The organism is Gordonia sp. LMA484, from assembly GCF_058129505.1.
In genome coordinates this window covers 2341025-2367712 of the sequence record NZ_CM176700.1, presented here as the reverse complement: position 1 = coordinate 2367712, position 26688 = coordinate 2341025, and the positions used below count along the sequence as shown (strand labels likewise).

Genomic DNA, 26688 nt, shown 5'->3' with positions numbered 1-26688 from the left:
GACCTCAAGAACTTCGGATACTGTCGCGCTGTTCTGATCAGGCCAGGTAGGTCTGTCCGATCCACCAGCCGACAGCACCGACGGCCACGGCGACGACCAGCACGATCGAGATCCAGATGAACGCCCGCAGCGTGCCGCGGTCATCCTGTTCGGGCGGAAGGTCGCCGGCCATGCGTCGGGCCTCGGGTTTCGGTGGCCGAGAGGCGCGCGCACCGGGCGCCGCGATCGGAGCTCCCGGCGACGCGGTCTGCGGGGGCGGTCCGGGTTGGGACTGCACCTTCGTGTGGTGTGCGGGTGCCGGTGCGGGCGCGTGGTTCTGTGGCGCACCGCGCAGCCGCGCCATCGTCTCCCGCTCGGCCGACCGCCGCGGTGCGGGCACGGTGAACGGGGGCAGATCGAGTTCGTCGGCGACAGCAAGCAGTGCCTGCTGCATGTCGAAGCCGTCGGCGAATCGGTCTGCGGGGTCACGCTCGGTGGCGCGCAACACGATCTCGTCGAACTCCTCCGGTACGCCATCGACCACATCGCCGGGAGCGGGCACGTCGTAACTCAACCGCTGATATGCCATGGCCAGCGGTGTGTCTCCCCGGAAAGGTGTTCGGCCGGTGAGCAACTCGAACATCAGCACCCCTGTCGAGTAGACGTCGCTGCGCGCGTCGGCCTCGCCGGACTCGACCTGTTCGGGGGACAAGTAGGCGGCCGTTCCGAGGATGACGCTCGCCGACGTCACGCCGGCTTCGGCCACGGCGCGGACCAGACCGAAATCGGCGACCTTGACCTCGCCGGCGTCGGAGATGAGCACGTTCTCCGGCTTGACATCTCGGTGGACGAGCCCGGCCGCGTGCGCGGTGCCCAACCCGCCGAGGACGGGCTCGGTGACGGCGGTGACGGCGTGCGGCGGCATGGGGCCCCGTTCGCGCAACAGTTCTCGGAGACTGCCGCCCTCCACGAGTTCCATGACCAGGAAAGCGATGCCGTCGTCGATGCCCTGGTCGTAGACCGCGACGAGCCCCGGATGTTTGAGCCCCGCGACGGCCCGTGCCTCGAACTCGAATCGTCGCAGGAACATCGGGTCACCGCTGTAGCGCTCGTCCATCACCTTGATCGCCACCGACCGGCCCAATCTCAGGTCGACACCGAGATACACCGCCGACATCCCGCCGCGCGCAATCGGCGCGTCGATCCGGTAGCGGCCCTCGAGGGTCGCGCCCAGCAGGGAGTCGGTGGGAGGCTTCACGTCATCCGAATCTACCGGGAATCCTCATGTCCCCGGGGGACCGACTCGGGTCGTACCACGACCCGGTGACCTCGGTCGCCGCCATCGTCGCCGCGGCGGGCGACGAGCCGGTACGCTCGCCGTGTGGGTTCACTACCGCTGTCCGAAGACAGTCTCCCGCCCGAGATCGCCACGCTCACGGTCGACCAGGTGGCCCAGCGGCTACGTGTCTCGTCCAATCGCGTACGAACGCTCATCCGCGATCACCAACTCCTGGCCGTCTCGCGGGGCGGGCAGCCTGCCGTCCCTGAGGTCTTCTTCGACGATTTCGGGATCGTCAAACACTTCACCGGTCTCGTGGAGGTGCTGTTCGACGGTGGCTACACACGCGACGAGGTGATGACGTGGTTGTTCACACCGCAGGACGACCTCGACATGCATCCGGCCGAGGCGTTGCACACGCATTCCGCGCGTGAGGTCATCCGTCGCGCCCAGGCCCAGGCCTTCTGAGACGCTCCGGATCGAGAGTTCCGGCCGTCTCAGATCGATCCGTCGGCCGCGTCGTACCCGACGACTGCCTGTGCGACCCGCATCGCCCGGCGCCGCCGGGAGACGACCGCGCGATGATCCATCACCTGATAGCCGCCACGTTCCACCTCGCCGAGGATGTCGCGGTACGCCGCCGCAGCGGCGAGTACGCAGTGGCGGGAACGGTTGGGCAGCAGCGTGATCGCCGGCCAGGCCTGACGGTACTGGGAGCGGTTGACTGCGATCATGTGCGCGAGAGCGCGGGCGAGTTGCCTGCTCGTCGTCCCACGGCTGCGGCACCAGCGCAGGTGAGCCTCGTCGACACCGAACATCGCGAGTTCGTCGGTGGGCAGATAGATCCGGCCACGGTCGAGGTCCTCCGCGACGTCGCGCAGGAAATTCGTCAGCTGAAATGCCTCGCCGAGTTTCGCCGCACCCGACCTCATCTCGGGTGTCGCGTCGGCCACGCCGAGGAGAGGGACCATCTGGAGGCCGATCACCGCCGCCGAGCCGTACGTGTAGTCGGCGAGTTCATCCCAGGTCCGGTAACGATCGCGGAACTCGGCGGTGCCCGGGGCATCCATCCGCATCGAGCGCAGGAACGCCTCGAAGGTGTCGGCCGGGATCCGGAAACGGTCGACCGTGTCGCGCAGCGCGGCGAGGACGACGTCGAGGTCCGTCTCGGCCGGAACCGTCGGGCGCGGCGGTACCCCGGGACGTGGGCGCAGCGTGGCATCCAGTGCGGTCTCGATGTGATCCAGGCGAGCCGCGGATGGCCCGGCGGTGTCTGTCGTAGCTCGATCCACTACATCGTCGACGATCCGGGCGAACGCATAGAGCGCGAACACGCCGCGACGTTGCGGGCCGGGCAACAGACATGCCGCGGCGTAGTAGGTGCGACCGTGTTCGGCGGTCAGAGTGCGGGCCCGTCGGTAGCCGAGCCGGATACGGGTGGCGTCCGCATCCGGCGTCCGAACCGCGCTCTCACCCACCGGGCGCCGTCGCCGGCCGGTCCACGCCGCCACTCTCGTCGTCGGCCGGGCGGTCACGGAACCAGTCGATGACGCGGCCGAGACGGAGCGGGTCGCGGACGAGCAGGGAGACCGACGCGAGCGCGGACAGCGCGGTCGCAAGGGTCACCTCCGGGAGCTTGTAGAACACGATCGCGTCGTCGGGTTGGAAGACGATCAGCATGAAGGTCGACACGAAGACCACCGTCGCGCGCGCCCACTGCGGCAACGTGAACGCCACCGCCAGGCACAGCACCCAGGTGTAATACCAGGGGAGGGTGGAGGGTTCGAGCAACAGGACGGCGAGCATCGCCCACACCATGCCCGCCATCGCGCTGCGTTCGTCGCGGCGATGCGTCCACCACAGACCGACCAGGAGGACGGCGAGCACGGCCGCACCGATGGCACGCGTGACCACCAGCACCGGCTGTAGATTCAGCGCTGTGAAGGGCGCGGCGACCAGCGTCACCAGATGCCCGGCCAGCGTGGGCAGGGTGAACCAGTTGACGATCTGATCGGCCCCGCCGAGACCGGTGAGCCATCCGAATCCGAGTCCGACGACGACGGTCCAGACGGCGAACACCGCCACCGTGATCGCGACCACCGCGGCGAAGACCCCGATGACGTCGCCGGTGCGAACAGGTCGTCGGGCGCGGATGTGTGACAACCAGATCCACGCGACGAACGGGATGGCGACACCGGCGGTGACCTTGATCGAGACGGCCAGCCCCAAGACCGCGAGGCCGCTGACATGACGTCCGGTGACCGCCAGGGTGACCCCGCAGACGAGGACCCCCATCATCAGCAGCTCGACGTGACTTCCGGACACCAGGTGGATCAGGATCATCGGGTTGGCGACCGCGAGCCAGAGCCCGGCCTGCGGCGAGGCGGAGAAGTGTTCGGCCAGGCGCGGAATCGCCCAGAGCGCCAACAACAGACCGGGCAGCAGGACCAGGCGCATCGCGTACACGCCGAGGATCGCGTGGTCGCCGGTGATCTCGGTGACGACACGGGTCACGCCGACGAAGAACGGGCCGTATGGGGCTGTCGTGGTTGCCCACACCTGGGCCATGCTGTCCAACAGTGGACCAGCATGATGGGCCGGCCCGTCCGCGTACGGATCGAATCCCTCACGAAACACGGCGCCCTGCCCGAGATAGGCATACACATCACGGCTGTAGAGCGGCACGGTGAGCGCCAGCGGGGCTGCCCAGGCCAGGACTCCGACCCGGAGCATGCTCACCGACGGGACCGCCGATGAGGAGACGACTGCGCGCCCCACGCGGACCCACGCGATCACCATCGTCGCCACACCGAGCCAGAATATGGTGCCGAACAACGTCTTACCGTGACCGTAGGTGATCATCGACAGTCCGAGATCCTGGGCGACGGTGTTGTTGCGCGCGACGTCGCCGACGCCGAAGCCGCCGACACAGACCGCGACGGCGCCGAGGAAGCCCAGCACAAGATCGCCGAAGCCTGCGGCTCGGACGATATCGGCGGGCCGGGTTCGTGGTCTGTCGTCGCGCGTGGCAGTCACGTCGTGCGGTGGGCGATGCGGTGGGCGAACGTGATCAGTTCGGCACGCACGGACTCGGAGATATCGGTGGTCGCGAGCGTGTCCAGGGCAGAGGCGAGTAGGGCGGAGATCTGACGCTCGATTTCCTCGACCGCGCCCACGTCGGTGAGGATCGCTCGGGCCGTGCGTATTTCGTCCTCCGACAGTGGTCGCCCGACGGCGCCGCGCAGCCGGTCGGCGAGATGCGTGTCCTTCGCTCCGGCGCGGGCCAGCCCCACCGCGAGCAGTGCGGTGCGCTTCCCGGCCACCAGATCGTCGCCCGAGGGTTTGCCGGTCTGTCCCGGATCACCGAACACGCCGAGCAAATCGTCGCGAAGCTGGAAGGCGATGCCGAGGTCGTGCCCCACGCTGCGCAGGTCGTCGACGAGGACCGGGCCTGCCGCCGCGAGAGTGGCGCCCAGCTCCAGAGGCCGGGCCACGGTGTAGGCGGCGGTCTTGAACTGCATCACGCGATAGGCGGCGTCGACCGATTCGTCGCCGCCGACCTCGTTCACGATGTCGAGATACTGGCCACCCAGCACCTCGGTACGCATCGATGACCACACGCGGCCGACCCGTGCCGGAATCGGACGCGGCGTGGCGCCCGAGAGTCGGTGGACCGCCGTCTCCGCGGGCGGGTCGGGATCGGGGATGACGGCGCCACGGGGATCGTCGGGCACGTGTCCGTGGATCAGGTCGTCGGCCCAGGCCAGCGCGAGGTCACCCATCAGGATCGCCGCGGCCACCCCGTGGTGGGCGGCGTCGCCGGCCCATCGGGAGTCCTGGTGGCGGCGTTCGAACTCACGGTGGACGGTCGCACGTCCCCGGCGGGTGTCGGAACGGTCGATGATGTCGTCGTGGATGAGCGCGCACGCCTGCACCAGTTCCAACGAGGCGGCGACCCGCACTGCGTCGGCCCCATCGGGTTCGTCGTCGTCGGTAAGGACTCGGCCGTTGGCGTCGGAGCCGGGATCGGCCCCGATGCGGGTCGACGAGGATCGGCCGGCGAGCCAGCCCGCGTAGGCGAAGGTGGGACGGACCCGCTTGCCTCCCTTGAGGACGAAGTCCCGGACCACTTCCGCGGCGGCACCGACCTGGGGGTCGATCCGCGCGGTCACCGGCACCGCGTGGTCGAAGAATTCCGCGAGCACCGCCTCGACCGCCGAGGGCACGTCGACGAGGGAGTCGGGGATCGGGAGCGCGGAGGTCACCCTGCCAGGCTAGTGCCCCGCCACGATCCACCCGTTGTCGCCCGGAGGGCGCCGGTTGACCGGTGCCCGGAGGAGCCGACAACCGGTCCGTACAATGTCCAGGTGACCTCATCTGCCAACCCGGCCCCCTCGATCGTCGATCGGCTGTCTGCGCCCCATCGCGGTCCGGTCCCGTTCTCGGTGGAGTTCTTCCCGCCCAAGGATGCGGAGGCCGAGGCTCGACTCTGGCGAGCGGTACGCACATTCGAGCGGCTCGGTCCCGCGTTCGTCTCGATGACCTATGGTGCCGGCGGATCCACGCGCGATCGCACCGTCCGGATCACCGGCGAACTGGCCGCGCAGACCACGCTGTTGCCGGTGGCGCATCTCACCGCCGTCAACCACAGCCTCGACGAGTTGCGCGCGCTGGTGGGTGCCTACGCCGACCAGGGCATCACCAACATCTTGGCGCTGCGCGGCGACCCACCCGGAAACCCGCTCGGCGAGTGGGTGAAGCATCCGGACGGCGTCGAATATGCCGAGGAACTGGTCCGGCTGATCGACGATCTCGGCGATTTCCACGTCGGTGTCGCATCGTTCCCCGAGGGCCACCACCGCGCGCCGGATCTCGACCACGACACGCGTGCCCTGGTGCGCAAGCTCCGTGCCGGCGCGGAGTACTCGATCACTCAGATGTTCTTCGACGTCGAGCATTTCCTGCGGCTGCGGGATCGACTCAACCGCGCCGATCCCGAACAGGGTGCCAAGCCGCTCATCCCCGGGATCATGCCGATCACCTCACTGGCGACGGTGCGGCGCATGGCGGAGCTGTCGGGTTCGGTGATCCCGGCCGACGTGCAGGCCCGCTTCGTCGCGGCCGCCGGCGACGGCCCCGAGGAGGACCGGGAGGCGGTGCGGTCGGTCGGCATCGATTTCGCGGCTGAGATGGCGCAACGCCTCATCGCCGAGGGGGTTCCGTGCCTGCACTTCTGCAGCCTGAACTTCGCGAAGGCGACCAGCGAGGTCCTCGAGCGAATCGGCTTCGACACATCGTCGGTGATCCCGGCGGCCACCGCGCACTGACCGCGGCCGATCGCCACGCGCTGCTGAGGGTCTACCGATCATCGCCCGACGATCTCCTGGGTGACCCTCAGCGATCCGCGCTCGACCGACTCGACGCTCCGACCTCGGTGGACTCCGTCTCGCCGGTCCGCCGCACCGGGGCCGCCGCGGGCTTCTTCGTCTTGCCCGAGCGCCGCGGACGTCCCGGCCGCGGACTGCGGTCCCGCTTGGCAAAGGCCAGACGGGCCACGATCAGCACCGTGACCAGACAGATCAGGGCCAGGAACCACGACCAGCTCTTCACCGCCGCGGTGGCGGGGTCGGGGTAGGTGGCGTCGGCACTGAAATCCGACGGTTTGCCCGATTCCGGCGCCCAGTGCACCGTCCGCTCACCGACCTGCTCGCCGTTGGTGGCCGTGATCGGGCCGCCGAACGTGATGGTCACGTCGACGAGGTCACGGGGCGCCGCCAAGTTGGTGAGATCGGCGTTCCCGCGGAACCGCACGACGTCCTCATTGCGCTTGGCGGACAGATCCATGCTCATCACCGAGTCACCCCACGCGGCGGCCACGATGTCACCCAGCTGGCCGAACTGTCCGCTGGTGAGGTCGGTGAAGACCACTCTCGTCCCGACACGCGGCACCGCTGCCCCGGTACCGGGTGCAGCGCCCGGCGCCGACGATTCGCCGCCAGGGGCGGCTGATTCGGATTCCGGGACGGTGCTGTAGTCGATCAGGCTGATCCGTGATCGCATCGACTCGGGGACATCGAGCTTGGGTGGACCCTGCGGATTGTCCGGCGAGGTCGCCACGATGATGGTTCCGGAGTACCGGTCGCCGACGGTGGTAGAGCGTTCGAGGCACCCGGTGAGAAGTGGTGCGGACACCATCAGGCACAGCAGCAGCAAGACCGCGGACGAACGTGTTGACGAGCGCACGGTGATCATCGTGCCAGACGTGGTGCGCCGGTCGCGGCCGACGCACCACGACCGCGCAGATGCGGGATCATCGGCGACGCAGCGCCAGGTGCGCCGAGATGCGACCGCTCGCGCCGGTCACCCCTCCACCCGGATGCGTCGACGCCCCGGCCAGCAGGATGCCGTCGGCTCCCGGGATCCGGTGCCCGGACAGGTCCGGATGCGGTCGCCAGAAGAACATCTGATCAATGCTCATCTCGACATGCATGATGTTGCCGCCCAGCAGGCCGAGTTCGTTCTCGAGGTCTGCCGGGGTCTGCACGTGCGTGTGCTCGATGTGATCGGTGAATCCCGGTGCATACCGATCGAGCTCCGCTGTGATCGCCGACGCGGCGGCAGAGCCCGCCGCCGACCAGCTCGTGCCGTCCGCGAGACGATACGGATGCCACTGGGCCCACACATTGACCAGATGCTTACCCGCAGGCGCGAGCGTCGGATCGATCGCCGAATAGCCCATCGCCACGCATGCGGGCCGGTCCGGCAGCGTTCCGACACTCGCCGCGGCATGTGCCCGGCGCAGCTGTGCGCGATCGGTGACCAGTAGCCCGAGGGCCGACTGCACGCCGTGGGGCGGGAGATCCGACGGGAGATCCCGATAGTCGGGGAGCGCGTCGGTGCCGAGCCGGACGGCCATGCCGATCCCGTCGCCGACGACGATCTGACGTCGCCAGCGATCGATGACCGTACGGTCGTGACCTCCCGCGGCGAGCAGATCGAGGGTGGTCAGCACATGGCACGCCGCGATCACCGTCGTCGTGCAGTGTCCTGGCTCGCCGGAGGTCTCGACGCGCCAGTGGTCACCGCACGGTGTGATGGCGGTGGCCGCCCGACCGAGCCGCACGTCTGCGCCGTCGATGGCCAGGCGACTCAGCAGGGCCTCGGTGAGCGCGCCGCTGCCGCCGATCGCACGGCCGGGTGGGATGTCGTGCTGAAGGGCGGCGAATCCGACCATCGGGGCGGTTCCCGGTGCGCTCATCGGCGGGCCGGACTGGGCTCCGAACCAGGCGAGCGCGGCCTTGAGGGGTTCAGCTGTGAACCAGCGGTCGAGCAGACTGTCCCCGGACGACATCAGTTCCTGGGTGAGCGAGAGCATTGCGCCGGTGCGTCGTCCGATCGGCCCGCTGCGCGCAGTTGTCGCGGTGTTCGTCAGCCCGGTGAACGCGGCGGCGAATCGTCCGGGGCCCGCCGGCGAGTAGAAGGAACGCATCACAGCCTTGGCCCGCGGACGCCAAACCTGCACGAACTGGCGATAAGCATCGGCGTCGACGGAGCCGACGGCCCGTTCGATCGAGGCGCAGGTGGCGTCCAGATCGGTGCGGAAGATGATCGGCGCCGTTGACTCGGTCGCCGGACTGAATGCCCACGGATCGCAGTCGACGTAGCGCAGCCCGTGATCTGCCAGTGAGAGTTCGTCGAGGATCGGGGAGTGACGGATCATCAGGTGCGCCGACGACCCGCGGTCGACGCGATAGCCCGGGAAACGCTCAACGGTCGATACGGCACCGCCGGCGACATCGTCGCGCTCGACGACCCGGACCGACCGTCCGGCCCGGGCGAGATATGCGGCGGCGACGAGTCCGTTGTGGCCCGCTCCGACGACAACGGCGTCGACGAGGTGGTGGCCGCGACCGTCGGTGGAGGTGGGGCGGCCCGGAACGCGCCGGCGGATCGTCATGTCGTGACCGAGTCGTCGGCGACCATCGGCAGAGGGCGGCCGAGGAAGGCGAAGGGACGCGGATCACCGGCGAAGGTGAAGTTGCGCAGCACGTCGGTGAAGCCCAGTCGTCGGTACAGCGCCCAGGCGCGGTTCTCCTCGGCCGGGATCTCCGGCGTGGACAGCAAGACCTTGCCCTCCGGCCGTCCGGCGAGCAGTCGTCCGAGTAGCCATTGCCCGACGCCCCGGCCCTGGGCGGTGGGATGGACATGGAGTTCGGTGAGTTCGAAATAGTCCCGGGTGATCTCCTCGACGGCCGCGGGAGCGACTCCGGACTGACGCAACCCGACGCGGAGTTGCTGATTCCACCACTGGTCGGGTGCTCCCCGGTAGCCGTACGCGATTCCGACGAGCAGTTCGTTGTCGGCCACCGCAACCGGCCGGGACAAGTGGCGGCCGGCGACCTGAGGGCTGCGGATCTCGGCGGGGGAGACGGTCGCCACCGCCCCGACCGCACGCCAGCCGGGCCGTGTGATGTGCTCGCGCCACAGCGCCGCACGGTGGATCTCGGTGCCGCGCGGGTAGTTCATCGCGGTCACGTAGATGTCGAGCGCGGGCTGGAGCCACACGTGAGCATCCTGTCCGGTCAGGTCAACGAGGCGGATCGTCAACGAACGTCTGTCCTCTCGTCGAACTCTGGGCATCCGTGCCGACGGTCGCCTTGAAGGTCTGCCGTCCGCTAGCTATATTGAATATGTCGAACGGGTGTTCGATGAATCAGCCTCCGCAAGCTGTTCTGTCAATCACCCCGCCGACACGATGCGCCGGCCCGACAGCATGACGAGGGAAGCGTCAGCTGTCGGGCCGGCGTTGTACAACAGGGACCGTGAACAGCAGAAGGCGGTCGTCGAGCCACGGGGAGGTGGCCATGCACAGCTCGATCCCGGCCCGCGGGTCGGCGACGGACATCGATCCGATCATCGTGCGTCGAAGTCGTGACCTGCTCGATCGTGCCCTGATCCTGTTCGACAACGCCGACGAGGTCACCGATGCAGCCGAGCGTTTCCGTCAGTTCTACCTGACCGCCCTCCGTGCTGCCGGTGCGGTGCTGGAGATCTATGAGCCCTCCACCCGTCCGGTCCGACGCTCCCGCTCGCGAAGTGCCTGGAACCGTCTACCGATGGTCGTACCGGCCCTGGCCGGGCACGCCGAGTTCTTCGCCGCCCGCTCACGGGTTCGGCTCGACATCGAGTCGGGTCTGGTCCGTGAGGTGGACGAGCGCGCAGTGGCCGCCATGCGCCGGCGAGTCATCGACCTTCTCGACGATGTCGAGGCGATCCTGATCGCATACGAGCAGGGCAAGTTGGCCCATCAGACCGCCCGGTCCGACCGCACCGCGTGAGTGAGGAATTCGACGCAACTGCGGGTAAAGGAGGGTAATGGTGGTCGCCAGGTGATTCTGCTCGTATCATGATGTTTGAAGGCCGTACAAGCGGCTGAACGGCACCGACGGTGTACACGGATCGTGGGGTCTGGGGTCGGGTCGGTGGAGTTGGGAGTAAGGAGGGTCGGTGCCTCTTTCGGAGCACGAGCAGCGGATGCTCGAACAGATCGAAAGCGCTCTGTATGCCGAAGACCCGAAGTTCGCGTCGAGCGTCAAGCGTCGCCGCCTCGGGAGGTCCAGTGGTCGGCGTCGTTTGCAGGCGGTGGCCATCTTCGTCGTGGGTCTGGTTCTCCTCGTCGGTGGGCTCGTCATCGGTGTTCGTGTCGGCGGATTCCCGATCATCAGCCTCATCGGCTTCCTGATCATGTTCGGGGCGGGCCTGCTGGCGCTGTGGGGTGGTAGTGGTCGCGGCTCAGGGTCGGACGGCCCCGGACGTGGCAGCGCCAAGGAACCCCGTGCCGGGGGATCAAAGCGCAAGTTCTCCGAGCGCATGGAAGAGCGCTTCAACCGGCGTTTCGAACAGGAGTAACCACTCCCGCGCGTTCGTCGGCACATGACCGGCGCATGACCATCGCGTCAGGCCGCACACCGTCACGGTGTGCGGCTTTTTTGTTGTCATAAGCAAGTTCCGGCCCGCAATGGCCTCCCCACCTCACCTACCTGTGTTCGCCACTCGACCCACCTGGGTTCCCCACTGCACCCCACCCGCGTTCCCCACTTCACCCCACCTGGGTTCCCCACTTTGCCCCACCGCGGAGAATCTGACTCCTCATCAGGCACTTTGGCGGTCTCCGGCATCACCAGTATCGGCTCCATCGGCTCGCCGGACGCGGCACGCGACACGCTCACCCAGCGCATCTGACTCTCTGAACTGGTCTTTTGCACAGGCGTGGGTGAACTGTGGTGTGTTGGGGGTGGAAAGTGGTGGAAAGTGGGGTACTGTGGCAGCACTGGGTGAGACGGACCGGACGTCGAACCTGGTGGGGCAGGAGGTGACGACATGTCCGCGCGATTTGTCGGCACCTACACGCCCCGGTTGGACGACAAGGGGCGACTCACGTTGCCCGCCAAGTTTCGCGAGGCACTGGCAGGAGGGGTGATGGTCACACGAGGCCAAGACCGCAGCCTGTCGGTGTATCGGGCCGAAGAGTTCGACGTGATCGCGGAGCGGACCATGGCGGCATCGCGAAACAACGCAGAGGCGAGGGCTTTTCAGCGGTACTTCTTCGCGAGTACCGATGAGCAGCGCCCCGACGGACAGGGTCGGATCACCCTGTCGGCCGAACACCGGTCCTACGCCGGCTTGTCGAAAGAGTGTGTGGTGATCGGCGGGTTCGACCACCTCGAGATCTGGGACGCGCAGGCCTGGCGTGACTACCAGAGCGCGCATGAGGAGGACTTCTCCGCTGCGGGTTCTGCCGCATTGGACTCCGTGCTCTGAGCGCAGGGCCGATCGGGCAGGCAGACAGATGAATAGCGGATCGGGTGGGTCGAGGCCTCGGCCCGGTGCGACCCTGGCGTACTTCCCCAACGCCAGGTGCGCAGTCGGGCCGAGACCCCGCCTCATCGGACACCCAGGCGCCGTCGGCGCCGTATTCAACAGCGATCGAGTCGAGCCGCACAGTCCGAGGAGCAGGTCGGTGAACGCACGCCAGGAGGAACCGGAAGGCCGGTCAGGGCCACCGGAACGCTCCGGTGAGTTCGGACATCTCCCGGTCATGGCCGATCGGATGATCGAACTCATCACCCCGGCTCTCGCCCACGCCGATGCCGAACCGATCTTCGTCGACGCGACGCTGGGCGCCGGCGGTCACACCGAATTGATACTGCGCGCCGACCCCCGTGTCCACGTCATCGGCATCGACCGGGATTCCACCGCGCTCGATATCGCACGTGAGCGACTCTCTGCGCATCGGGATCGGATCACGTTTCGGCAGGCGCGATTCGACGAGATCGGGGACGTCCTGTCCGACTTGCGCATCGCGCGGATCGACACCGCGCTGTTCGACCTGGGCGTATCCTCCATGCAACTCGACCGGCCGGATCGGGGTTTTGCCTACGCTGTGGACGCCCCGCTGGACATGCGGATGGATTCGTCCGAATCACTCACTGCGGCAGAGATTCTCAATACCTATTCACATGGCGAGCTGGCCCGCATCCTCTCGGAATACGGCGAGGAACGCTTTGCCGGAAAGATTGCATCGGCGGTCCTCCGGGAGCGTGAGCGAGAACCCTTCACCACCAGTGCCCGTCTCGTCGAATTGCTCTACCGCACGATTCCTGCGGCCACCCGTCGCACCGGCGGGCATCCGGCCAAACGTACGTTCCAGGCACTGCGGATCGAGGTCAACCACGAGCTCGACGCGTTACGTCGAGCGCTGCCGGCAGCCTTGTCGGCGCTGCGGGTGGGCGGTCGGCTGGCCGTCATGAGTTATCAATCGCTCGAAGATCGAATTGTCAAGCGGGAGTTTGCATCCCGAACGACATCGACGTCCCCGAAGGGGTTGCCGGTGGAATTGCCCGGCTCGGCGCCGCATTTCCGGCTGATCACCCGAGGTGCGGAACGTGCCGACGACGTCGAACGTGACCGGAACCCGCGATCGGCCCCTGTCCGGGTCCGTGTGATCGAACGTGTGGAAGAAGGGGATCGCTGATGACCGTGATGGCTGACATCGACATCGATGAGGACGAGGTCGCCGGTGACGCCCCGAAACGGACACGGCGACGGGACGGGAGTGACAACGCGCGTGCCACGAGATCTCGTGCCGCGCAACGTGCGATCGATCGACGCGCCAAGCGACTCGAGCGCGAGGCCCGGGTGTCGCCGAAGACGGTCCGCTCGCCCCGGTCACACCCGGCGTCGGCACGTGGCTCGGTGTCCCTGCGGGATCGGATCACCGGCGTTCCCTTCGTCGTGCCGGTCATCGCCCTGCTGGTGATCGGACTGGGGGTGAGTTTGTGGTTGTCCACCAAGGCTGCCGCGGATTCCTATCGGCTCGGTATCGAGCGGCAGCAGAACCAGACACTGCTCGATCGACGTGACTCGCTCAAACGGACCTACGAATCCGGGAATTCGGCGCCTGAATTGTCGGACAAGGCATCCCGCCTGGGAATGATCCCTGCCCAGAATCCGGCCCGGATGATCGTGACGGGGACCGGGAAGCCTCGCGTGGTGGGCGATCCGGAGCCGGCGCAGGGGAAGGCGTTGCGATCGATCAATCCGCCGACCTCGCCGGATCCGGTGGCCACGATCGACCCCAAGAAGGTGGACGACTCCGAAGGATTGCCCGGCGACGCCGTTGATTCCGGCGACGAATCGGATTCGGCGGGCACCGATTCGGCCGACACCGGTTCGGGCGACAACTCCGATTCGGCCAACCCGGGCGCGACCACCCCCGCCTCGACCGCGACGCCGGCGCCCGCACCGGGCAGTTCTGGTGCGCCGGTACCGAGTGTGGTCGCACCCGCTCCGAATGTGTTGCCCCCGACCGGCAACGCGCCGAGCTCAAATTCGGCGGAATCGCGTTAGTCGAGTGGACAATTGACATCCATGACACGTGCCGTCTTCCAGCGCCTCGACATGGGCTCGTCCGGAAGCGGACGCGGGGGGTCCGGCCGCCCGGGGGGGCGTGGGAGACCTGCCTCGTCCGGAGGTGGTCCCCGCAGGCCCGACTCATTTCTCGGGCGTAGCCGGATCGCCGGGGCGATCGTGATCCTCGCTGTGGTCGCGGTCGCCATCCGCATGGTGGTGGTGCACACCATCGAGTCGTCGTCGTTGTCCGCCGAAGCCGCTCAGCAGCGCGAGTACACCCAGGTGCTGACCGCCAAGCGAGGTGCGATCCTCGATCGCAACGGACGGCCGCTGGCCTACACCGATGAGGCACGGGCGCTGACCTTCCTCCCCAAGGCAGTGCGTAAGTCGATCGAGGAGGCACACAAGAAGGACGACGCCCTCCCCGACGTCGATGAGCGCCTCGGCGAGATCGCGAAGGGGGTGTCATCGGCGCTGGGCGGCTCGATCAGCGAACAGGACCTGCTGACCGAGCTCAAGAGTGACGACACGTTCGTCTACCTGGCCCGGTCGGTGAGCCCTGAGGTGGCGGGCAAGATCACCTCGGAGTTCCCCGAGGTGGGTGCGGACCCGCAGAGCATCCGGTTGTATCCCGGCGGGTCCCTCGGCGCGAACATCGTGGGCGACGTCAACTACGACGGCAACGGCCTGATCGGACTCGAGGCATCGCTCGACTCGACGCTCGCCGGCACCGACGGATCGAAGACCTACGACCGCGGTTCGGACGGCGCCATCATCCCCGGCAGCACGCGCAACGTGCATCCGGCTCTCAACGGTGGCACCGTCCGGCTGACCATCGACTCCGATGTCCAATGGTTCGTCCAGAGCCAGGTGTCGGCGGCCAAGGCCGCTTCAGGCGCCAAGAGTGCCTCCGCGGTCGTCCTCGATGCGCACACCGGGGAGGTGGTCGCGATGGCCAACGACAACACCTTCAACGCCGCGCAACCGCTGGCCGACCAGAAGAACGCCGATCTCGGCAACCCGGCTGTGACCTCACCGTTCGAACCCGGCTCGGTGAACAAGATCATCACCGCCTCGGCCGCGATCGAGTACGGGGTCACCACACCGAACGAGGTCCATCGCGTCCCGGGCAGCATCCACATGGCCGGGGTCACGGTCAACGATGCCTGGTCGCACGGGGTCGAGCCGTACACCACCACCGGGATCTTCGGGAAGTCCTCGAACGTCGGAACCCTGATGTTGGCGCGGAAGGTCGGTGAGAAGCGATTCGCCGACATGGTCAATAGATTCGGTCTCGGGCAGCGCACCGGGGTGGGGCTGCCCGCAGAGAGTGCAGGCGAGGTTCCTGCGCTGAGCCAGTGGTCCGGCGGCTCCTTCGCGAACCTGCCCATCGGGCAAGGTCTCTCGATGACCCTTCTGCAGATGACCGGCATGTACCAGACGATCGCCAACAACGGTGTGCGGGTTCCGCCGCGAATCCTGTTGTCCGAGCAACGTGACGGTCAGTCACTCGACGAGATGGCACGCCCGGCGGGTATCCGGGTGGTGAGTCCGCAGACGGCGACGACCGTCCGGAACATGTTTCGGGCCGTGCTGCAGAAGGATCCGATGGGTGTGCAGTCGGGGACGGGCTACACCGGCGATGTCGCCGGATATCAGCTGTCGGGCAAGACGGGAACGGCGCAGCAGGTGGATCCCGGCTGCGGTTGCTATTCCAATTCGCGCTACAACATCACCTTCGCGGGGATCGCACCGGCGGACAACCCGCGCTATGTGATCGGCATCATGCTGAACAATCCCAAGCGTAGTTCGGACGGCAGCGGGGGTCAGTCGGCGGCGCCGATGTTCGGCACCATCGCGTCGTGGCTGCTCCAACGGGACCGGGTGCCGCTCTCGGCCCATCCGACACCGCCGTTGACACTGGTGGGTCGCTGACCAGAGGTGCAGACCGCAGGCGTGTGACGGACGGTGTTCGGCGTCGGGGCTCGCCGGTACACAGACGACGGGCCACTGACGGTATCGTGAGTGCGTTCTGGCGTGCCCGGCCCGGGCCGCCGCCCGAGATGACCAGCTAGGAGGCGGGACCAGCATATGGCGTCGACTCGCCGTAAGCGCACGAAAGACGCTGCGGGGATGCTTCGGCCGACCACCGTGTCCCCGACCCCGGTGTCGGTGTTGTCCGCGGCCACCGGAGCGCGCGTGGATCTCATCGGAGCCGTGGCAGCGGAGACGGAGGTCACCGGAGTGACCCTGCGCGGCCAGGACGTGGTGTCCGGGGATCTGTTCGCGGCATTGCCCGGCGACCGCACGCACGGTGCCCGCTATGCCGATCAGGCCCTGTCCGCGGGTGCCACCGCGATCCTCACCGATCCGGCGGGACGCGCTGAGCTGTCCCGGGTGCTCGGGCCGGATGCGACGTGCGCCGTCCTGATCCATCCCAATCCGCGCTCGGTCCTCGGACCGATGAGCGCCCGTATCTATGGCTATCCATCCCAGCGGTTGAAGCTGATCGGCATCACCGGGACGTCGGGGAAGACCTCGACCGCCTACATGGTCGAGGCCGCGCTGATGGCCGCCGGTCATTCGGTGGGGTTGATGGGGACGGTGCAGACGCGGATCGACGGCGTCGCACTGCCGAGCGCCCTGACGACGCCGGAGGCGCCGACGCTCCAGGCGATGCTGGCGACGATGCTCGAACGCGGCGTGGACTCGGTGGTCATGGAGGTGTCGAGTCATGCGCTGGCACTCGGTCGGGTCGACGGTGCGCATTTCGCGATCGGCGCCTTCACCAATCTGTCGCAGGACCACCTGGACTTCCACCCGACCATGCGGGCCTACTTCGATGCGAAGGCGCGACTGTTCGCCCCGTCCTCGCCGACCCGGGCCGTGCGCTCGGTGATCTGCGTGGACGACGAATGGGGTCGGCGCATGGTCGACGTCGCCCGTGGCGATCGGTCGGCCGGCGATCGGCAGTCCGAACCGGTCACCGTATCGACGGGGCCGGTACCCGCCCAATGGCAGGCCGGACCTTCGGTGGTCGACGGCGACGGCGTGCAGCATGCGACGGTGACCGTGGCGGGCGGTACCCGCCACGAATTGACCGTGCCGTTGCCCGGCCGCTACAACGTCGCGAATGCCCTCACGGCGATCGCGATCGCGGTCGGCGCGGGGGTACCGGTCGCGACGGCGATCGAGGCCGTGGCGGGGGTGTCGGTGCCCGGCCGGCTCGAGCGGGTCGACCGCGGACAGGACTTCCTCGTCGTGGTCGACTACGCGCACAAACCGGCTGCCTTGGATGCGGTGATCGCCACGCTGCGAGACCAATCGCACGGGCGTATCGCGGTGGTGGTCGGCGCCGGAGGCGACCGGGACACCGGTAAACGGCCGCTGATGGGACAAATCGCTGCTCGTGGTGCAGACCTCGTCATCGTCACCGACGACAACCCCCGCACCGAGGACCCGGTGACGATCCGTGCGCAGGTGCTCGCCGGTGCGCAGCCCACAGGTGACGGAGTGGACACCCGTGCCGAGGTCCGGGAGATCGGGGACCGGGCCGCGGCGATCCGGGCCGCGATCGACTGGGCCACGCCGGGCGACACCGTGCTGATCGCCGGGAAGGGCCACGAGACCGGTCAGGAGATCAACGGCGTCAAGCATCCGTTCGACGATCGTGTCGTGGCCGCAGACGCACTCGCGGACATCGGTCACGCACCCTCGGACCGGGCGGGAGGCGCATGACCGGCATGGCGGAGGTCCTCGTGGTACCGGCCCCGGTCGACGTCGGCGCCGCACGGAAGATGTTGCGAGACCTGGCCGAAGCCGGGTCGGCGGCGCGCGCCGGGAACCCGGGGGTCCGGACATGGGCGATCCTGGGGGAGGTGTCGGTGGCCGAGGGGATGTCGGAGAACGAGTGCGTTGTCGAGCATGACCTGCTCGGGCGCCAGGCAGTCCGACTCGCCGTGGACAAGACCCTGTGTGTGGGTGCATCGCGGGCGGTCCGTGCGCTGCACCAGGGTGCGGTGATGGAAGGCTCCTGGGGCGACGAGGTCCGGTTGGTCGCAACAGCAGGCGAGGCACGCGAGGTGTTGAGCTCCGCCGACGACTGGCGCCCACGACAGGGCGACGTGGTACTTGTCGCAGCCGGCGATCCCGACATCGTCGCGCTGGCAGATCTGTGGCGAGGAGGCCCAGCGTGAGTCCGTGGGCCCGAAGCGCACACACACAGCGGGACAGACGAGAGAGAGCAACAAGGGTGACAGGGCAGACGGGGACGACGCGGTGACACAGATCCTGATCGCGGGTGGCATCGCGCTGGCGGTGTCGATCCTGCTCACCCCGTTCCTGATCCGATTGTTCACGCGCCAGGGGTTCGGGCAGGAGATCAGGGTCGAGGGGCCGCAGAGTCATCAGACCAAACGGGGGACGCCGTCGATGGGCGGCGTCGCGATCCTGGTCGCATTGTGGGCGGGCTACTTCGGTGCCCACATCGTCGGCGCGTTCACCGGCGGTACCGGCCCCACCGCGTCCGGTCTACTGGTCCTCGGGCTGGCGACGGCACTCGGCGGTGTCGGCTTCCTCGACGACATCATCAAGATCCGCAAACACCGTAATCTCGGACTCAACAAGACCGCGAAGTCGATCGGGCAGTTCGTCGCCGCCATCCTCTTCGGAATCCTGGTGCTGCAGTTCCGCAACGACGCCGGGTACACCCCGGGCAGCGCACATCTGTCCTATGTGCGGGACATCGACGCGATATCGATGTGGTCGGCGGTCTTCGTGATCTTCTGCTGGTTGGTCGTGGCAGCGTGGTCCAACGCGGTCAACTTCACCGACGGTCTCGACGGACTCGCCGCGGGTTCCATGGCCATGGTGTTGGGGTCCTATGTGCTGGTGACGTTCTGGCAGTACCGGAACGCCTGCACCGGCGGGCCCAAGGCGACCCAGGAGATCACGCCCGGCTGCTATGTCGTCCGGGATCCACTCGACCTGGCGCTGATCGCGGTCGCGGGCGGCGGTGCGTGCCTGGGCTTCCTGTGGTGGAATGCCGCGCCCGCGAAAATCTTCATGGGCGACACCGGGTCGCTTGCCCTCGGCGGCATGTTGGCCGGGTTGTCGATCACCACCCGCACCGAGCTGATCGCCGTGGTCATCGGCGCGCTGTTCGTGGCCGAGATCATCTCCGTGGTCATCCAGATCGCCTTCTTCCGTACGACCGGGCGACGGGTGTTCCGTATGGCGCCGTTCCATCATCATTTCGAGCTCGGCGGGTGGGCCGAAACCACCGTGATCATCAGGTTCTGGTTGCTCACGGCGATCGCCTGTGCGCTCGGCCTCTCCTTGTTCTACAGCGAGTTCCTGGCCGTCAGTGGCTGAGCGAGGGCGTGTGGTCGACGTCGGCGCAGTGGCGGGCGCCGCCGTGCTGGTCGCTGGGGCCGGGACGGCGGGTCGGTCCGCGGCCCGATACCTGGCCGGCGCCGGCGCGCATGTCACCGTGGCCGACACGCGGTTCGACCCCGACCCGCCCGGTGACGACGACCTGGGCAGGGCCGGGATCGACCTGGTCGGGATGGCGGCATTGCTCGACGACGACAGCTGGACGTCGGATACGGCCCTGGTCATCGCATCGCCCGGATTCGCGCCGTCACATCCACTCATGACGTCTGCCATGCACGCCGGAGTGCCGGTGTGGGGTGAGGTGGAACTCGCCTGGCGTCTCGACCGGGCCGGGGTCCTCGGGCCGCCGCGGATCTGGCTGGTCGTCACCGGGACCAACGGCAAGACGACCACGACGTCGATGCTCGCCGAGATCATGGTCGCCGCGGACCGGTCCGTCGCCGCCTGCGGCAACATCGGGCTGCCGGTTCTCGACGCCATGCAGGCCGAACCGCGCGTCGATGTCCTCTGTGCCGAGTTGTCGTCGTTCCAGCTGTACTGGGCTCCGTCGGTGGCGCCGGATGCCGGCGTCGTGCTCAACATCGCCGACGATCATCTCGACTGGCACGGGTCGTTCGACGCCTACGCCGATGCCAAGAAGATCGCGCTGCACGGGCAGATCGGTGTGGTCGGACTCGACGACCGTGTTGCGGCCGGGCTGCCGGTGGCCGGCAGACGCGTCGGATTCACCCTCGGCGAACCGGGGGATGGGGAACTCGGGGTTCGCGACGGCACGCTCGTCGACCGGGCGTTCGGACCCGGTCGTGCGCCCCGGCCGCTCGTGGAATCCTCCGCGATTCACCCGCCCGGTCCGTCGGGCGTCTCGGACGCTCTGGCTGCAGCTGCCTTGGCCCTGGCCGCCGACGTCCCGCCGGAGGCGGTGGCCGCCGGACTGGCCGGTTTCCACCCCGCCGCCCACCGCGGCGAGGTCGTGGCCCGGGTCGACGGCGTGGCCTACGTCGACGATTCGAAGGCGACCAATCCGCACGCGGCGCATGCCGCGATCCTGGGACATCGCCGGGTCGTGCTCGTGGCGGGCGGCCTGTTGAAGGGTGCCGCGGTCGACGAGATGATCCGCGACACACGAGACCGACTCGCCGGAGTGGTGGCGATCGGCCGCGATCGGGAGTTGATCGTCGAGGCGATCTCGCGACACGCCCCAGAAGTCCCAACCGTCACAGTATTCACAGGGGACGATGGGCGCGTGACCGTTCAGCACGCCACCGCGGACCCCGGGGGCCACCTCGTGCCGAATTCTCTCGGCGACCCCACCGGTTCGAGGCGCACAGAATCCGGCGACGACCCGGCCGACGCGGTGATGTACCGCGCAGTCGACGTCGCCGCGCAGCTCGCCCGCATCGCAGAGGACCGGCCGGACACCGTGCTGCTGGCGCCGGCGGCCGCATCGTTGGACATGTTCGCCGGCTACGGCAAGCGGGGCGACGCGTTCGCGGCCGCGGCCCGCGCACTTCCCGGAGCAGAGGTCCCGAGCGGATCATCCCGGTGAGCACCCCGACAGACTCACGCTCGCACGGCGCAGGCAAGCGCCGCGATGCCGAGAAGCCCGATGCCGGCAGGAACACAGCCGCGGATTCCGATGCCCGCGCGAGGTCCGATTCCCGGCGCGCCGGGGCCACGAAGACGTCGGCCGCCGCGGCGGTACCGGGTGGCTCGTGGCCGGCCGCCGTCGTCGAGGCGGTCCGGAATCTGCTCTCGCGACCGCTGGCGTCGTATCACCTGATCCTGACGATCGCCTTCCTGCTGACGGCCTTCGGTCTGGTCATGGTGCTGTCCGCATCGTCGGTCGAGGGCTATTCGAAGGACGGCTCGGCCTACGGGCTCTTCGCCACGCAGGTCATCTTCGCGCTGCTGGGACTCGTCGGTTTCTACGTCATGCTCCGCCTGCCGGTACGGTTGCTCCGGCGCGCCGCCGCACCACTCATCGTGGTGACCACGATCCTGCTGGCCCTGGTGCTGATTCCCGGCATCGGCACGCTGAGCCAGGGTGCGCGACGCTGGTTCGTCGTCGGAGGACTGTCGGTCCAGCCGTCGGAGCTGGTGAAGGTCGCGTTGTGTGTCTGGGGCGCGCACCTGCTCGCGTCGCGGCGCAGGGAGAACGCGTCGCTCAAGGAACTGCTGATCCCGCTGCTGCCGGTGTCTCTGCTCATCTGTCTGCTGATCATCCTCGAACCCAACCTGTCCACCACCATCACCATCGCGATCATCGTCGGTGCACTGCTGTGGTTTGCCGGCCTGCCGGTCAAGGTGTTCCTCACCTTCGCCGGCGCCGGTACCGCGATCGCCGTTCTGCTGGCGCTCGTCGAGGGCTACCGTTCGCAGCGGGTGCTGAGCTTCCTGGGCAGTATCGACGATCCGCAGGGTGCGGGCTATCAGGCACGGCAGGCCACCTATGCCCTCGCCAACGGCGGTGTGTTCGGCGTGGGCCTCGGGCAGAGCCGTGCCAAGTGGAACTATCTGCCGAATGCGCACAACGACTTCATCTTCGCGATCATCGGCGAGGAGCTCGGACTGATCGGTGGCCTGTTGGTGGTGATCCTGTTCGCCATCCTCGCATTCATCGGCTTCCGGATCGCCGCTCGTTCGGTGGATCCGTTCCTGCGGCTCATGACCGCGACTGTCACTGTCCTGATCACCGCGCAGGCCTTCATCAACATCGGCTACGTCATCGGGTTGCTGCCGGTCACCGGCATCCAGCTGCCGCTGCTGTCCGCCGGCGGAACGTCGACGTTGACGGTGCTGGCGATGCTCGGGCTGTTGGCGAACGCCGCGCGGCATGAGCCCGAGGCGGTCGCCGCCCTCGGTGGCGGCGATCAGCGACGTCTTCCTCGCTTGCTGCGTTTGCCCGCGCCGGTGGCGTATCGACCCACCCGCGCCGATGCCCTACGGGACCGTCTCGACGGCCGACGCCCGGACCGTGGACGGTCACCCGCGGGCCGCCGGTCACCCGCGGCGTCGTCGAAGCCGTCGGCGGCGGAGCAGTCCGGCTGGTCGCGGTTGCGCCCACGCCGCCGTGCGCAGGCCACCGCGGTACCCGATCGACGATCCACCCGTCGCGGCCGGGCACCGAGTACGTCGCCCGTGCGAGTCGACTACCGTACGGGGTATTCCGGCACACGAGGTGTCGGGCGTGACGGTCGTCCGGCGGCATCGGGGTCGACCGGCGGCGGTTCGAGTCGCTGGGACAGCGACCGGAAGCCGGGCGGGTACGCCTCACGTGACCCGCGACCGGAATCGGCGCACCGAGGGCGATCCTCGGCGTGGCGGCGCTGACCCGGCCCGGGAGCGCTCGTCCGCGACGCGTCGACGGACACGATGGGAAATGGAGTAGGGCACCGGTGAGTTCTGAGCGAGGCCGATCGCGGTCGGATCGGCCGCTGTCGGTCGTTGTCGCCGGTGGAGGCACCGCCGGTCATATCGAACCGGCCCTCGCGGTGGCAGACGCGGTGAGTCGACTGGACCCGACCGCGCGGGTGACCGCGCTGGGCACCACGCGCGGCCTGGAGACCTCCCTGGTACCCGAACGCGGCTATCAGCTCGAGCTCATCCCGCCGGTGCCGCTTCCGCGCAAACCCGGGATCGAGTTGGCGAAGACGCCCGCACGGCTGATCGGATCCGTCGCCGCCACCAGATCGGTGCTCTCCGCAGTCAATGCAGACGTGGTGGTCGGTTTCGGTGGGTATGTCTCACTTCCGGCCTATCTCGCCGCCCGGCTGCGGGTCCGTGGCCGCAGCCGGTTGCCGATCATCATCCACGAGGCCAATGCGAGTGCGGGGATCGCGAACAAAGTGGGTGCGCGGTTCGCCGATCGGGTGATGGCCGCCGTCGCGGGATCAGGGCTCGAGGCCGAGGTGGTCGGCATCCCGGTTCGTGGTGTGATCACCGAACTGGACCGTCCCGCCCTGCGCGCTAAGGCGCGACACTACTTCGGTCTCGACGAAGAAGCGCCGACCCTGCTCGTCTTCGGTGGCTCCCAGGGAGCGCAACGACTCAATGACGCGGTGGCCGGAGCGGCCGGCGCATTGGGCGACGCCGGGATCGGCGTGCTCCACGCGTTCGGGCCGAAGAACTCGATCGACCCGGTCTCACCCGCCGGTGCGCCGCCGTACCGCGGGGTGGGCTACCTCAAGCGGATGGACCTGGCGTACGCGGCCGCCGACCTCGTCATGTGTCGGTCCGGCGCCATGACGGTGGCCGAGGTGTCGGCCACCGGCCTACCCGCGATCTATGTCCCGCTTCCGCATGGCAACGGTGAGCAGCGGCTCAACGCTCTGCCGGTGGCCGAGGCCGGGGGCGGCGTCATCGTCGACGACGCCGACATCACGATCGACTGGGTGTCCCGCGAGGTCCCGGCGATGCTGACGGACCGGGGTCGTCTGGCCGCGATGTCGACGGCGGCCGCCGGCACCGGGCATCGCGATGCCGCCGATGCGGTGGCGTCGGCGGCCCTCGATCTGGCTGCGCAGCATCGGTCCGGTTTGTATCGCGGTCGGCTTCGCTCCGCGTTTCGCTCGGCCCGATCCGGGCCGCAGCGGTGACAATTGATGTGCACGACGGGGCCGATGCCGATCGGCCGGACAGCGATGGCGGCGGAGGTGAGTCGATGAGCGGCGGGCCCGAGGTGAACGGCGGCGGCGGTGTCGCACCGACGGGTGAACTCCCCGCACAGCTGCGTCGCGTGCACATGGTGGGAATCGGTGGTGCGGGGATGAGCGGTCTCGCGCGCATCCTGCTGGCCCGGGGTGGCCAGGTGTCCGGCTCGGATGCGAAGAACAGCCGCGGCATCCTCGCGTTGCGGACCCGTGGCGCGCGCATCCAGGTGGGGCACGACCCGTCGGCGCTCGACCAGCTGCCCGGCGGACCGTCGGTGGTCGTGACGACGCTCGCCGCCATCCCGAAGACGAATCCGGAACTCGTCGCCGCCCGGTCCCGTGGTATCCCCGTGTTGCTGCGACCGCACGTGCTGGCCGAACTGATGGCCGGCTATCGATCCCTGCTCGTGGCAGGCACTCACGGTAAGACGTCGACGACGTCGATCGCGGTTGTCGCCCTGCAACATTGCGGACTCGATCCGTCCTTCGCGGTGGGTGGCGAACTGAACGAGTCGGGAACCAACGCGCATCACGGGAGCGGGCCGATCTTCGTGGCGGAAGCCGACGAGAGCGACGGCTCCCTGCTGGAGTACACCCCGGATGTCGTCGTGGTCACCAACATCGAGGTCGACCACCTGGATTTCTTCGGGACCCGTGAGGCCTACGTCGAGGTGTTCGACTCGTTCGCCGACCGGATCGCGGCGGGCGGGTCGCTGATCGTCTGCCTCGACGACGAGGGAGCCGCGGCCTTCGCCGGGCGATGCGCAGAGCGACTGGCCGCGCGTGGGATATCGATCCTCGGATATGGCGAGGGAGTGCATGCCGACCTCGCACCGTCGGCCATACCGGTGGCGACACTGCTCTCCTGGTCGGCACGTGGCGCCGGGGGAGTTGCCCGGGTCCGGTTCGGCCCTCCGATCGCCGATCCGGCCGTCGAACGCACCATCGAGCTGACCGTGCCGGGAAAACACATGGCCCTCAACGCCATCGGCGCCGCGGTCGCGTGCGTGCGGGCAGGCGGTGAGCTGCCCGGCGTGATCGACGGGGTGTCCGCCTTCAGTGGGGTCCATCGGCGTTTCGAGTTCCGTGGTCGCGCAGGCGGTGTCGACGTCTACGACGACTACGCCCACCATCCCACCGAGGTGCGTGCTGTGCTCACCGCTGCTCGCATGGCGGTCGGCAGCCTCTCCTCGGAGCGGGCACCGGACGGGGACGATCGCCCTGGCCGCGTCATCGCGGTGTTTCAGCCCCACCTGTATTCCCGGACACGCGATTTCGCCGACGACTTCGCCTCGGCGCTCGACCTCGCCGACGAGGTCGTCGTGGCAGATGTCTACGGCGCCCGGGAACAACCGATACCCGGTATCAGTGGTGCGACCATCGCCGATCGGCTCACCAGCCCGGTCACCTTCGAACCCGACCTGTCGGCGTTGGCCGGCACCGTCGCCGCGGTCGCCCGAACCGGTGACCTGGTGCTCACCCTCGGTGCCGGCGACATCACCATGCAGGGACCGGAGATCCTCGACGCGCTCAGGCCCGTGGACGACGCGCCCGCATCGGGCGTGGCGGACAGCCCGGCCACTCGTTCCCCCGCCGCGAGCACGGGAGCGGCGGACCCCGCTGGGCAGCAACCGTGATCGGGAACCGGCGCCACCGATCACGACGGTCCCGACTTCTGTTGGGCACCTTCATGGTCATCGCGGTCGTCGTCGGCCTGGGCCTCATCGCCTACTACTCGCCGCTCATGGCGGTGCGCTCGACGGACGTACAGGCCAACAAGGCCGTCCCCACGGATCAGATCATCGGCGCCGCGCACGTCGCCGATGGCACACCGCTGCTGCAGGTGGACACGCAAGCGGTCGCTCAGCGGATCGCCGCCATCCCATCGATCGAATCGGTGCGTGTGCAGCGCAGCTATCCGTCGGCACTCACCATCACGGTGGTGGAGCGTCAGCCGGTGGTCAAGATCGTCGACGGTCAGAAGATCCATGTGCTGGATCGTTCCGGTGTCGGTTACCTCACCTATGACACCGCGACGGGCGTCCCGCCCGAGATCAACGGCCTGCCGGAGTTCTCCACACCCAACCCGGGGCCCAGCGACCCGACCACGGTGGCCACTCTCGGGGCGGTCGCCGAACTGCCGGAATCGATCTCAGGTCGGCTCACCAAGGTCACGGCGTCCTCGCCGGTCGACATCGAGTTCACCCTCAAGGGAGACAAGACGGTGGTCTGGGGCGACGCCGAGCGCGGAGCCGAGAAGGCCAGAACCCTCGATGCACTGTTGACCCGGCCGGCGACAACATACAACGTGTCGAGCCCGGAGTTCCCCGCGCTCAAGTGATCGTCGCGCCGGCCTGCACCTCCTGGACCGGCCCCGATGTCGAAATCCGGCGTCACAGCAGAAAAATCGGCAGGTCAAGTTCGCGACACGCCGCGGCGTTGCTGGCGGGGCGGCCCTTCGATGCCTAGCGTCAT

At 68.3% G+C, this 26688-nt stretch carries 23 protein-coding genes; 16 read left to right on the top strand and 7 right to left on the bottom strand.

Annotated features, from left to right (window positions below):
* Positions 1–37: 37 nt before the first annotated feature.
* On the bottom strand, positions 38–1237 hold the full coding sequence (locus AC4AMJ_RS10290) for a protein kinase domain-containing protein (RefSeq protein ID WP_489896151.1): 1200 nt from the start codon (positions 1235–1237) through the stop codon (positions 38–40).
* Between the two features lie 123 nt (positions 1238–1360).
* Between AC4AMJ_RS10290 and AC4AMJ_RS10285 the strand changes: the two genes are divergently transcribed.
* Positions 1361–1726: an Rv2175c family DNA-binding protein gene (locus AC4AMJ_RS10285; protein WP_489896150.1), complete on the top strand. Its 366-nt coding sequence runs from the start codon at positions 1361–1363 to the stop codon at positions 1724–1726.
* A gap of 29 nt (positions 1727–1755) precedes the next feature.
* On the opposite strand, the gene AC4AMJ_RS10280 is transcribed toward AC4AMJ_RS10285, so the two are convergent.
* Genes AC4AMJ_RS10280 through AC4AMJ_RS10270 form a run of 3 tightly spaced genes read right to left on the bottom strand, consistent with a single transcriptional unit; the run spans position 1756 to position 5523 of the window.
* Positions 1756–2736 (bottom strand): phytoene/squalene synthase family protein, encoded by a 981-nt coding sequence (locus AC4AMJ_RS10280; RefSeq protein WP_489896149.1) that lies wholly within the window; start codon positions 2734–2736, stop codon positions 1756–1758.
* A complete protein-coding gene (locus AC4AMJ_RS10275) occupies positions 2729–4249 on the bottom strand; it encodes an alpha-(1->6)-mannopyranosyltransferase A (protein WP_489918410.1) in 1521 nt (506 codons plus the stop codon). The genes AC4AMJ_RS10280 and AC4AMJ_RS10275 overlap by 8 nt, the downstream gene beginning before the upstream one ends.
* A gap of 41 nt (positions 4250–4290) precedes the next feature.
* Positions 4291–5523 (bottom strand): polyprenyl synthetase family protein, encoded by a 1233-nt coding sequence (locus tag AC4AMJ_RS10270; RefSeq protein WP_489917996.1) that lies wholly within the window; start codon positions 5521–5523, stop codon positions 4291–4293.
* 102 nt (positions 5524–5625) lie between these two features.
* Between AC4AMJ_RS10270 and metF the strand changes: the two genes are divergently transcribed.
* Positions 5626–6585: a methylenetetrahydrofolate reductase [NAD(P)H] gene (gene metF / locus AC4AMJ_RS10265; RefSeq protein WP_489896147.1), complete on the top strand. Its 960-nt coding sequence runs from the start codon at positions 5626–5628 to the stop codon at positions 6583–6585.
* A 67-nt stretch (positions 6586–6652) separates the two neighbouring features.
* Here the strand turns inward: metF and AC4AMJ_RS10260 are convergent, their stop codons facing one another.
* Genes AC4AMJ_RS10260 through AC4AMJ_RS10250 form a run of 3 tightly spaced genes read right to left on the bottom strand, consistent with a single transcriptional unit; the run spans position 6653 to position 9865 of the window.
* The gene (locus tag AC4AMJ_RS10260; RefSeq protein ID WP_489896146.1) at positions 6653–7510 is read right to left on the bottom strand and encodes an LppM family (lipo)protein; all 858 of its coding nucleotides are present in this window, start codon (positions 7508–7510) and stop codon (positions 6653–6655) included.
* Positions 7511–7568: 58 nt separating this feature from the next.
* A complete protein-coding gene (locus tag AC4AMJ_RS10255; protein ID WP_489917995.1) occupies positions 7569–9215 on the bottom strand; it encodes a phytoene desaturase family protein in 1647 nt (548 codons plus the stop codon).
* A complete protein-coding gene (locus AC4AMJ_RS10250; protein WP_489917994.1) occupies positions 9212–9865 on the bottom strand; it encodes a GNAT family N-acetyltransferase in 654 nt (217 codons plus the stop codon). Before AC4AMJ_RS10250 ends, AC4AMJ_RS10255 begins: the two co-directional genes overlap by 4 nt.
* Positions 9866–10122: 257 nt before the next feature.
* On the opposite strand from AC4AMJ_RS10250, the gene AC4AMJ_RS10245 reads away from it, so the two are divergent.
* The 14 genes from AC4AMJ_RS10245 to AC4AMJ_RS10180 all read left to right on the top strand — a co-directional run bounded on the left by AC4AMJ_RS10245 (position 10123) and on the right by AC4AMJ_RS10180 (position 26554).
* Entirely contained in the window at positions 10123–10596 is a 474-nt protein-coding gene (locus AC4AMJ_RS10245; protein ID WP_489896143.1) for an SAV_6107 family HEPN domain-containing protein, read from the top strand.
* Positions 10597–10765: 169 nt separating this feature from the next.
* Entirely contained in the window at positions 10766–11167 is a 402-nt protein-coding gene (locus AC4AMJ_RS10240) for an SCO2097 family morphological protein (protein WP_489896142.1), read from the top strand.
* Between the two features lie 471 nt (positions 11168–11638).
* Positions 11639–12079: a division/cell wall cluster transcriptional repressor MraZ gene (mraZ, locus tag AC4AMJ_RS10235; protein ID WP_489896141.1), complete on the top strand. Its 441-nt coding sequence runs from the start codon at positions 11639–11641 to the stop codon at positions 12077–12079.
* A gap of 199 nt (positions 12080–12278) precedes the next feature.
* On the top strand, positions 12279–13292 hold the full coding sequence (gene rsmH / locus AC4AMJ_RS10230) for a 16S rRNA (cytosine(1402)-N(4))-methyltransferase RsmH (protein WP_489917993.1): 1014 nt from the start codon (positions 12279–12281) through the stop codon (positions 13290–13292).
* The gene (gene ftsL, locus AC4AMJ_RS10225) at positions 13292–14167 is read left to right on the top strand and encodes a cell division protein FtsL (protein ID WP_489917992.1); all 876 of its coding nucleotides are present in this window, start codon (positions 13292–13294) and stop codon (positions 14165–14167) included. Before rsmH ends, ftsL begins: the two co-directional genes overlap by 1 nt.
* A 21-nt stretch (positions 14168–14188) precedes the next feature.
* A complete protein-coding gene (locus AC4AMJ_RS10220) occupies positions 14189–16105 on the top strand; it encodes a peptidoglycan D,D-transpeptidase FtsI family protein (protein ID WP_489896138.1) in 1917 nt (638 codons plus the stop codon).
* Between the two features lie 156 nt (positions 16106–16261).
* A complete protein-coding gene (locus AC4AMJ_RS10215; RefSeq protein WP_489896137.1) occupies positions 16262–17908 on the top strand; it encodes a UDP-N-acetylmuramoyl-L-alanyl-D-glutamate--2,6-diaminopimelate ligase in 1647 nt (548 codons plus the stop codon).
* Entirely contained in the window at positions 17905–18366 is a 462-nt protein-coding gene (locus AC4AMJ_RS10210; RefSeq protein ID WP_489917991.1) for a UDP-N-acetylmuramoyl-tripeptide--D-alanyl-D-alanine ligase, read from the top strand. The genes AC4AMJ_RS10215 and AC4AMJ_RS10210 overlap by 4 nt, the downstream gene beginning before the upstream one ends.
* Positions 18367–18448: 82 nt before the next feature.
* Positions 18449–19543, top strand: coding sequence for a phospho-N-acetylmuramoyl-pentapeptide-transferase (gene mraY / locus AC4AMJ_RS10205; RefSeq protein WP_489896135.1), 1095 nt, complete (start codon positions 18449–18451; stop codon positions 19541–19543).
* Positions 19544–19553: 10 nt separating this feature from the next.
* Entirely contained in the window at positions 19554–21110 is a 1557-nt protein-coding gene (gene murD / locus AC4AMJ_RS10200; protein WP_489896134.1) for a UDP-N-acetylmuramoyl-L-alanine--D-glutamate ligase, read from the top strand.
* Positions 21107–22894 (top strand): putative lipid II flippase FtsW, encoded by a 1788-nt coding sequence (ftsW, locus tag AC4AMJ_RS10195; RefSeq protein ID WP_489917990.1) that lies wholly within the window; start codon positions 21107–21109, stop codon positions 22892–22894. The genes murD and ftsW overlap by 4 nt, the downstream gene beginning before the upstream one ends.
* A gap of 65 nt (positions 22895–22959) precedes the next feature.
* A complete protein-coding gene (murG, locus tag AC4AMJ_RS10190) occupies positions 22960–24159 on the top strand; it encodes an undecaprenyldiphospho-muramoylpentapeptide beta-N-acetylglucosaminyltransferase (RefSeq protein WP_489896132.1) in 1200 nt (399 codons plus the stop codon).
* A gap of 65 nt (positions 24160–24224) precedes the next feature.
* Positions 24225–25850, top strand: coding sequence for a UDP-N-acetylmuramate--L-alanine ligase (gene murC, locus AC4AMJ_RS10185; RefSeq protein ID WP_489917989.1), 1626 nt, complete (start codon positions 24225–24227; stop codon positions 25848–25850).
* Positions 25851–25903: 53 nt separating this feature from the next.
* A complete protein-coding gene (locus AC4AMJ_RS10180; RefSeq protein WP_489900937.1) occupies positions 25904–26554 on the top strand; it encodes a cell division protein FtsQ/DivIB in 651 nt (216 codons plus the stop codon).
* The last annotated feature ends 134 nt before the right edge of the window (positions 26555–26688 follow it).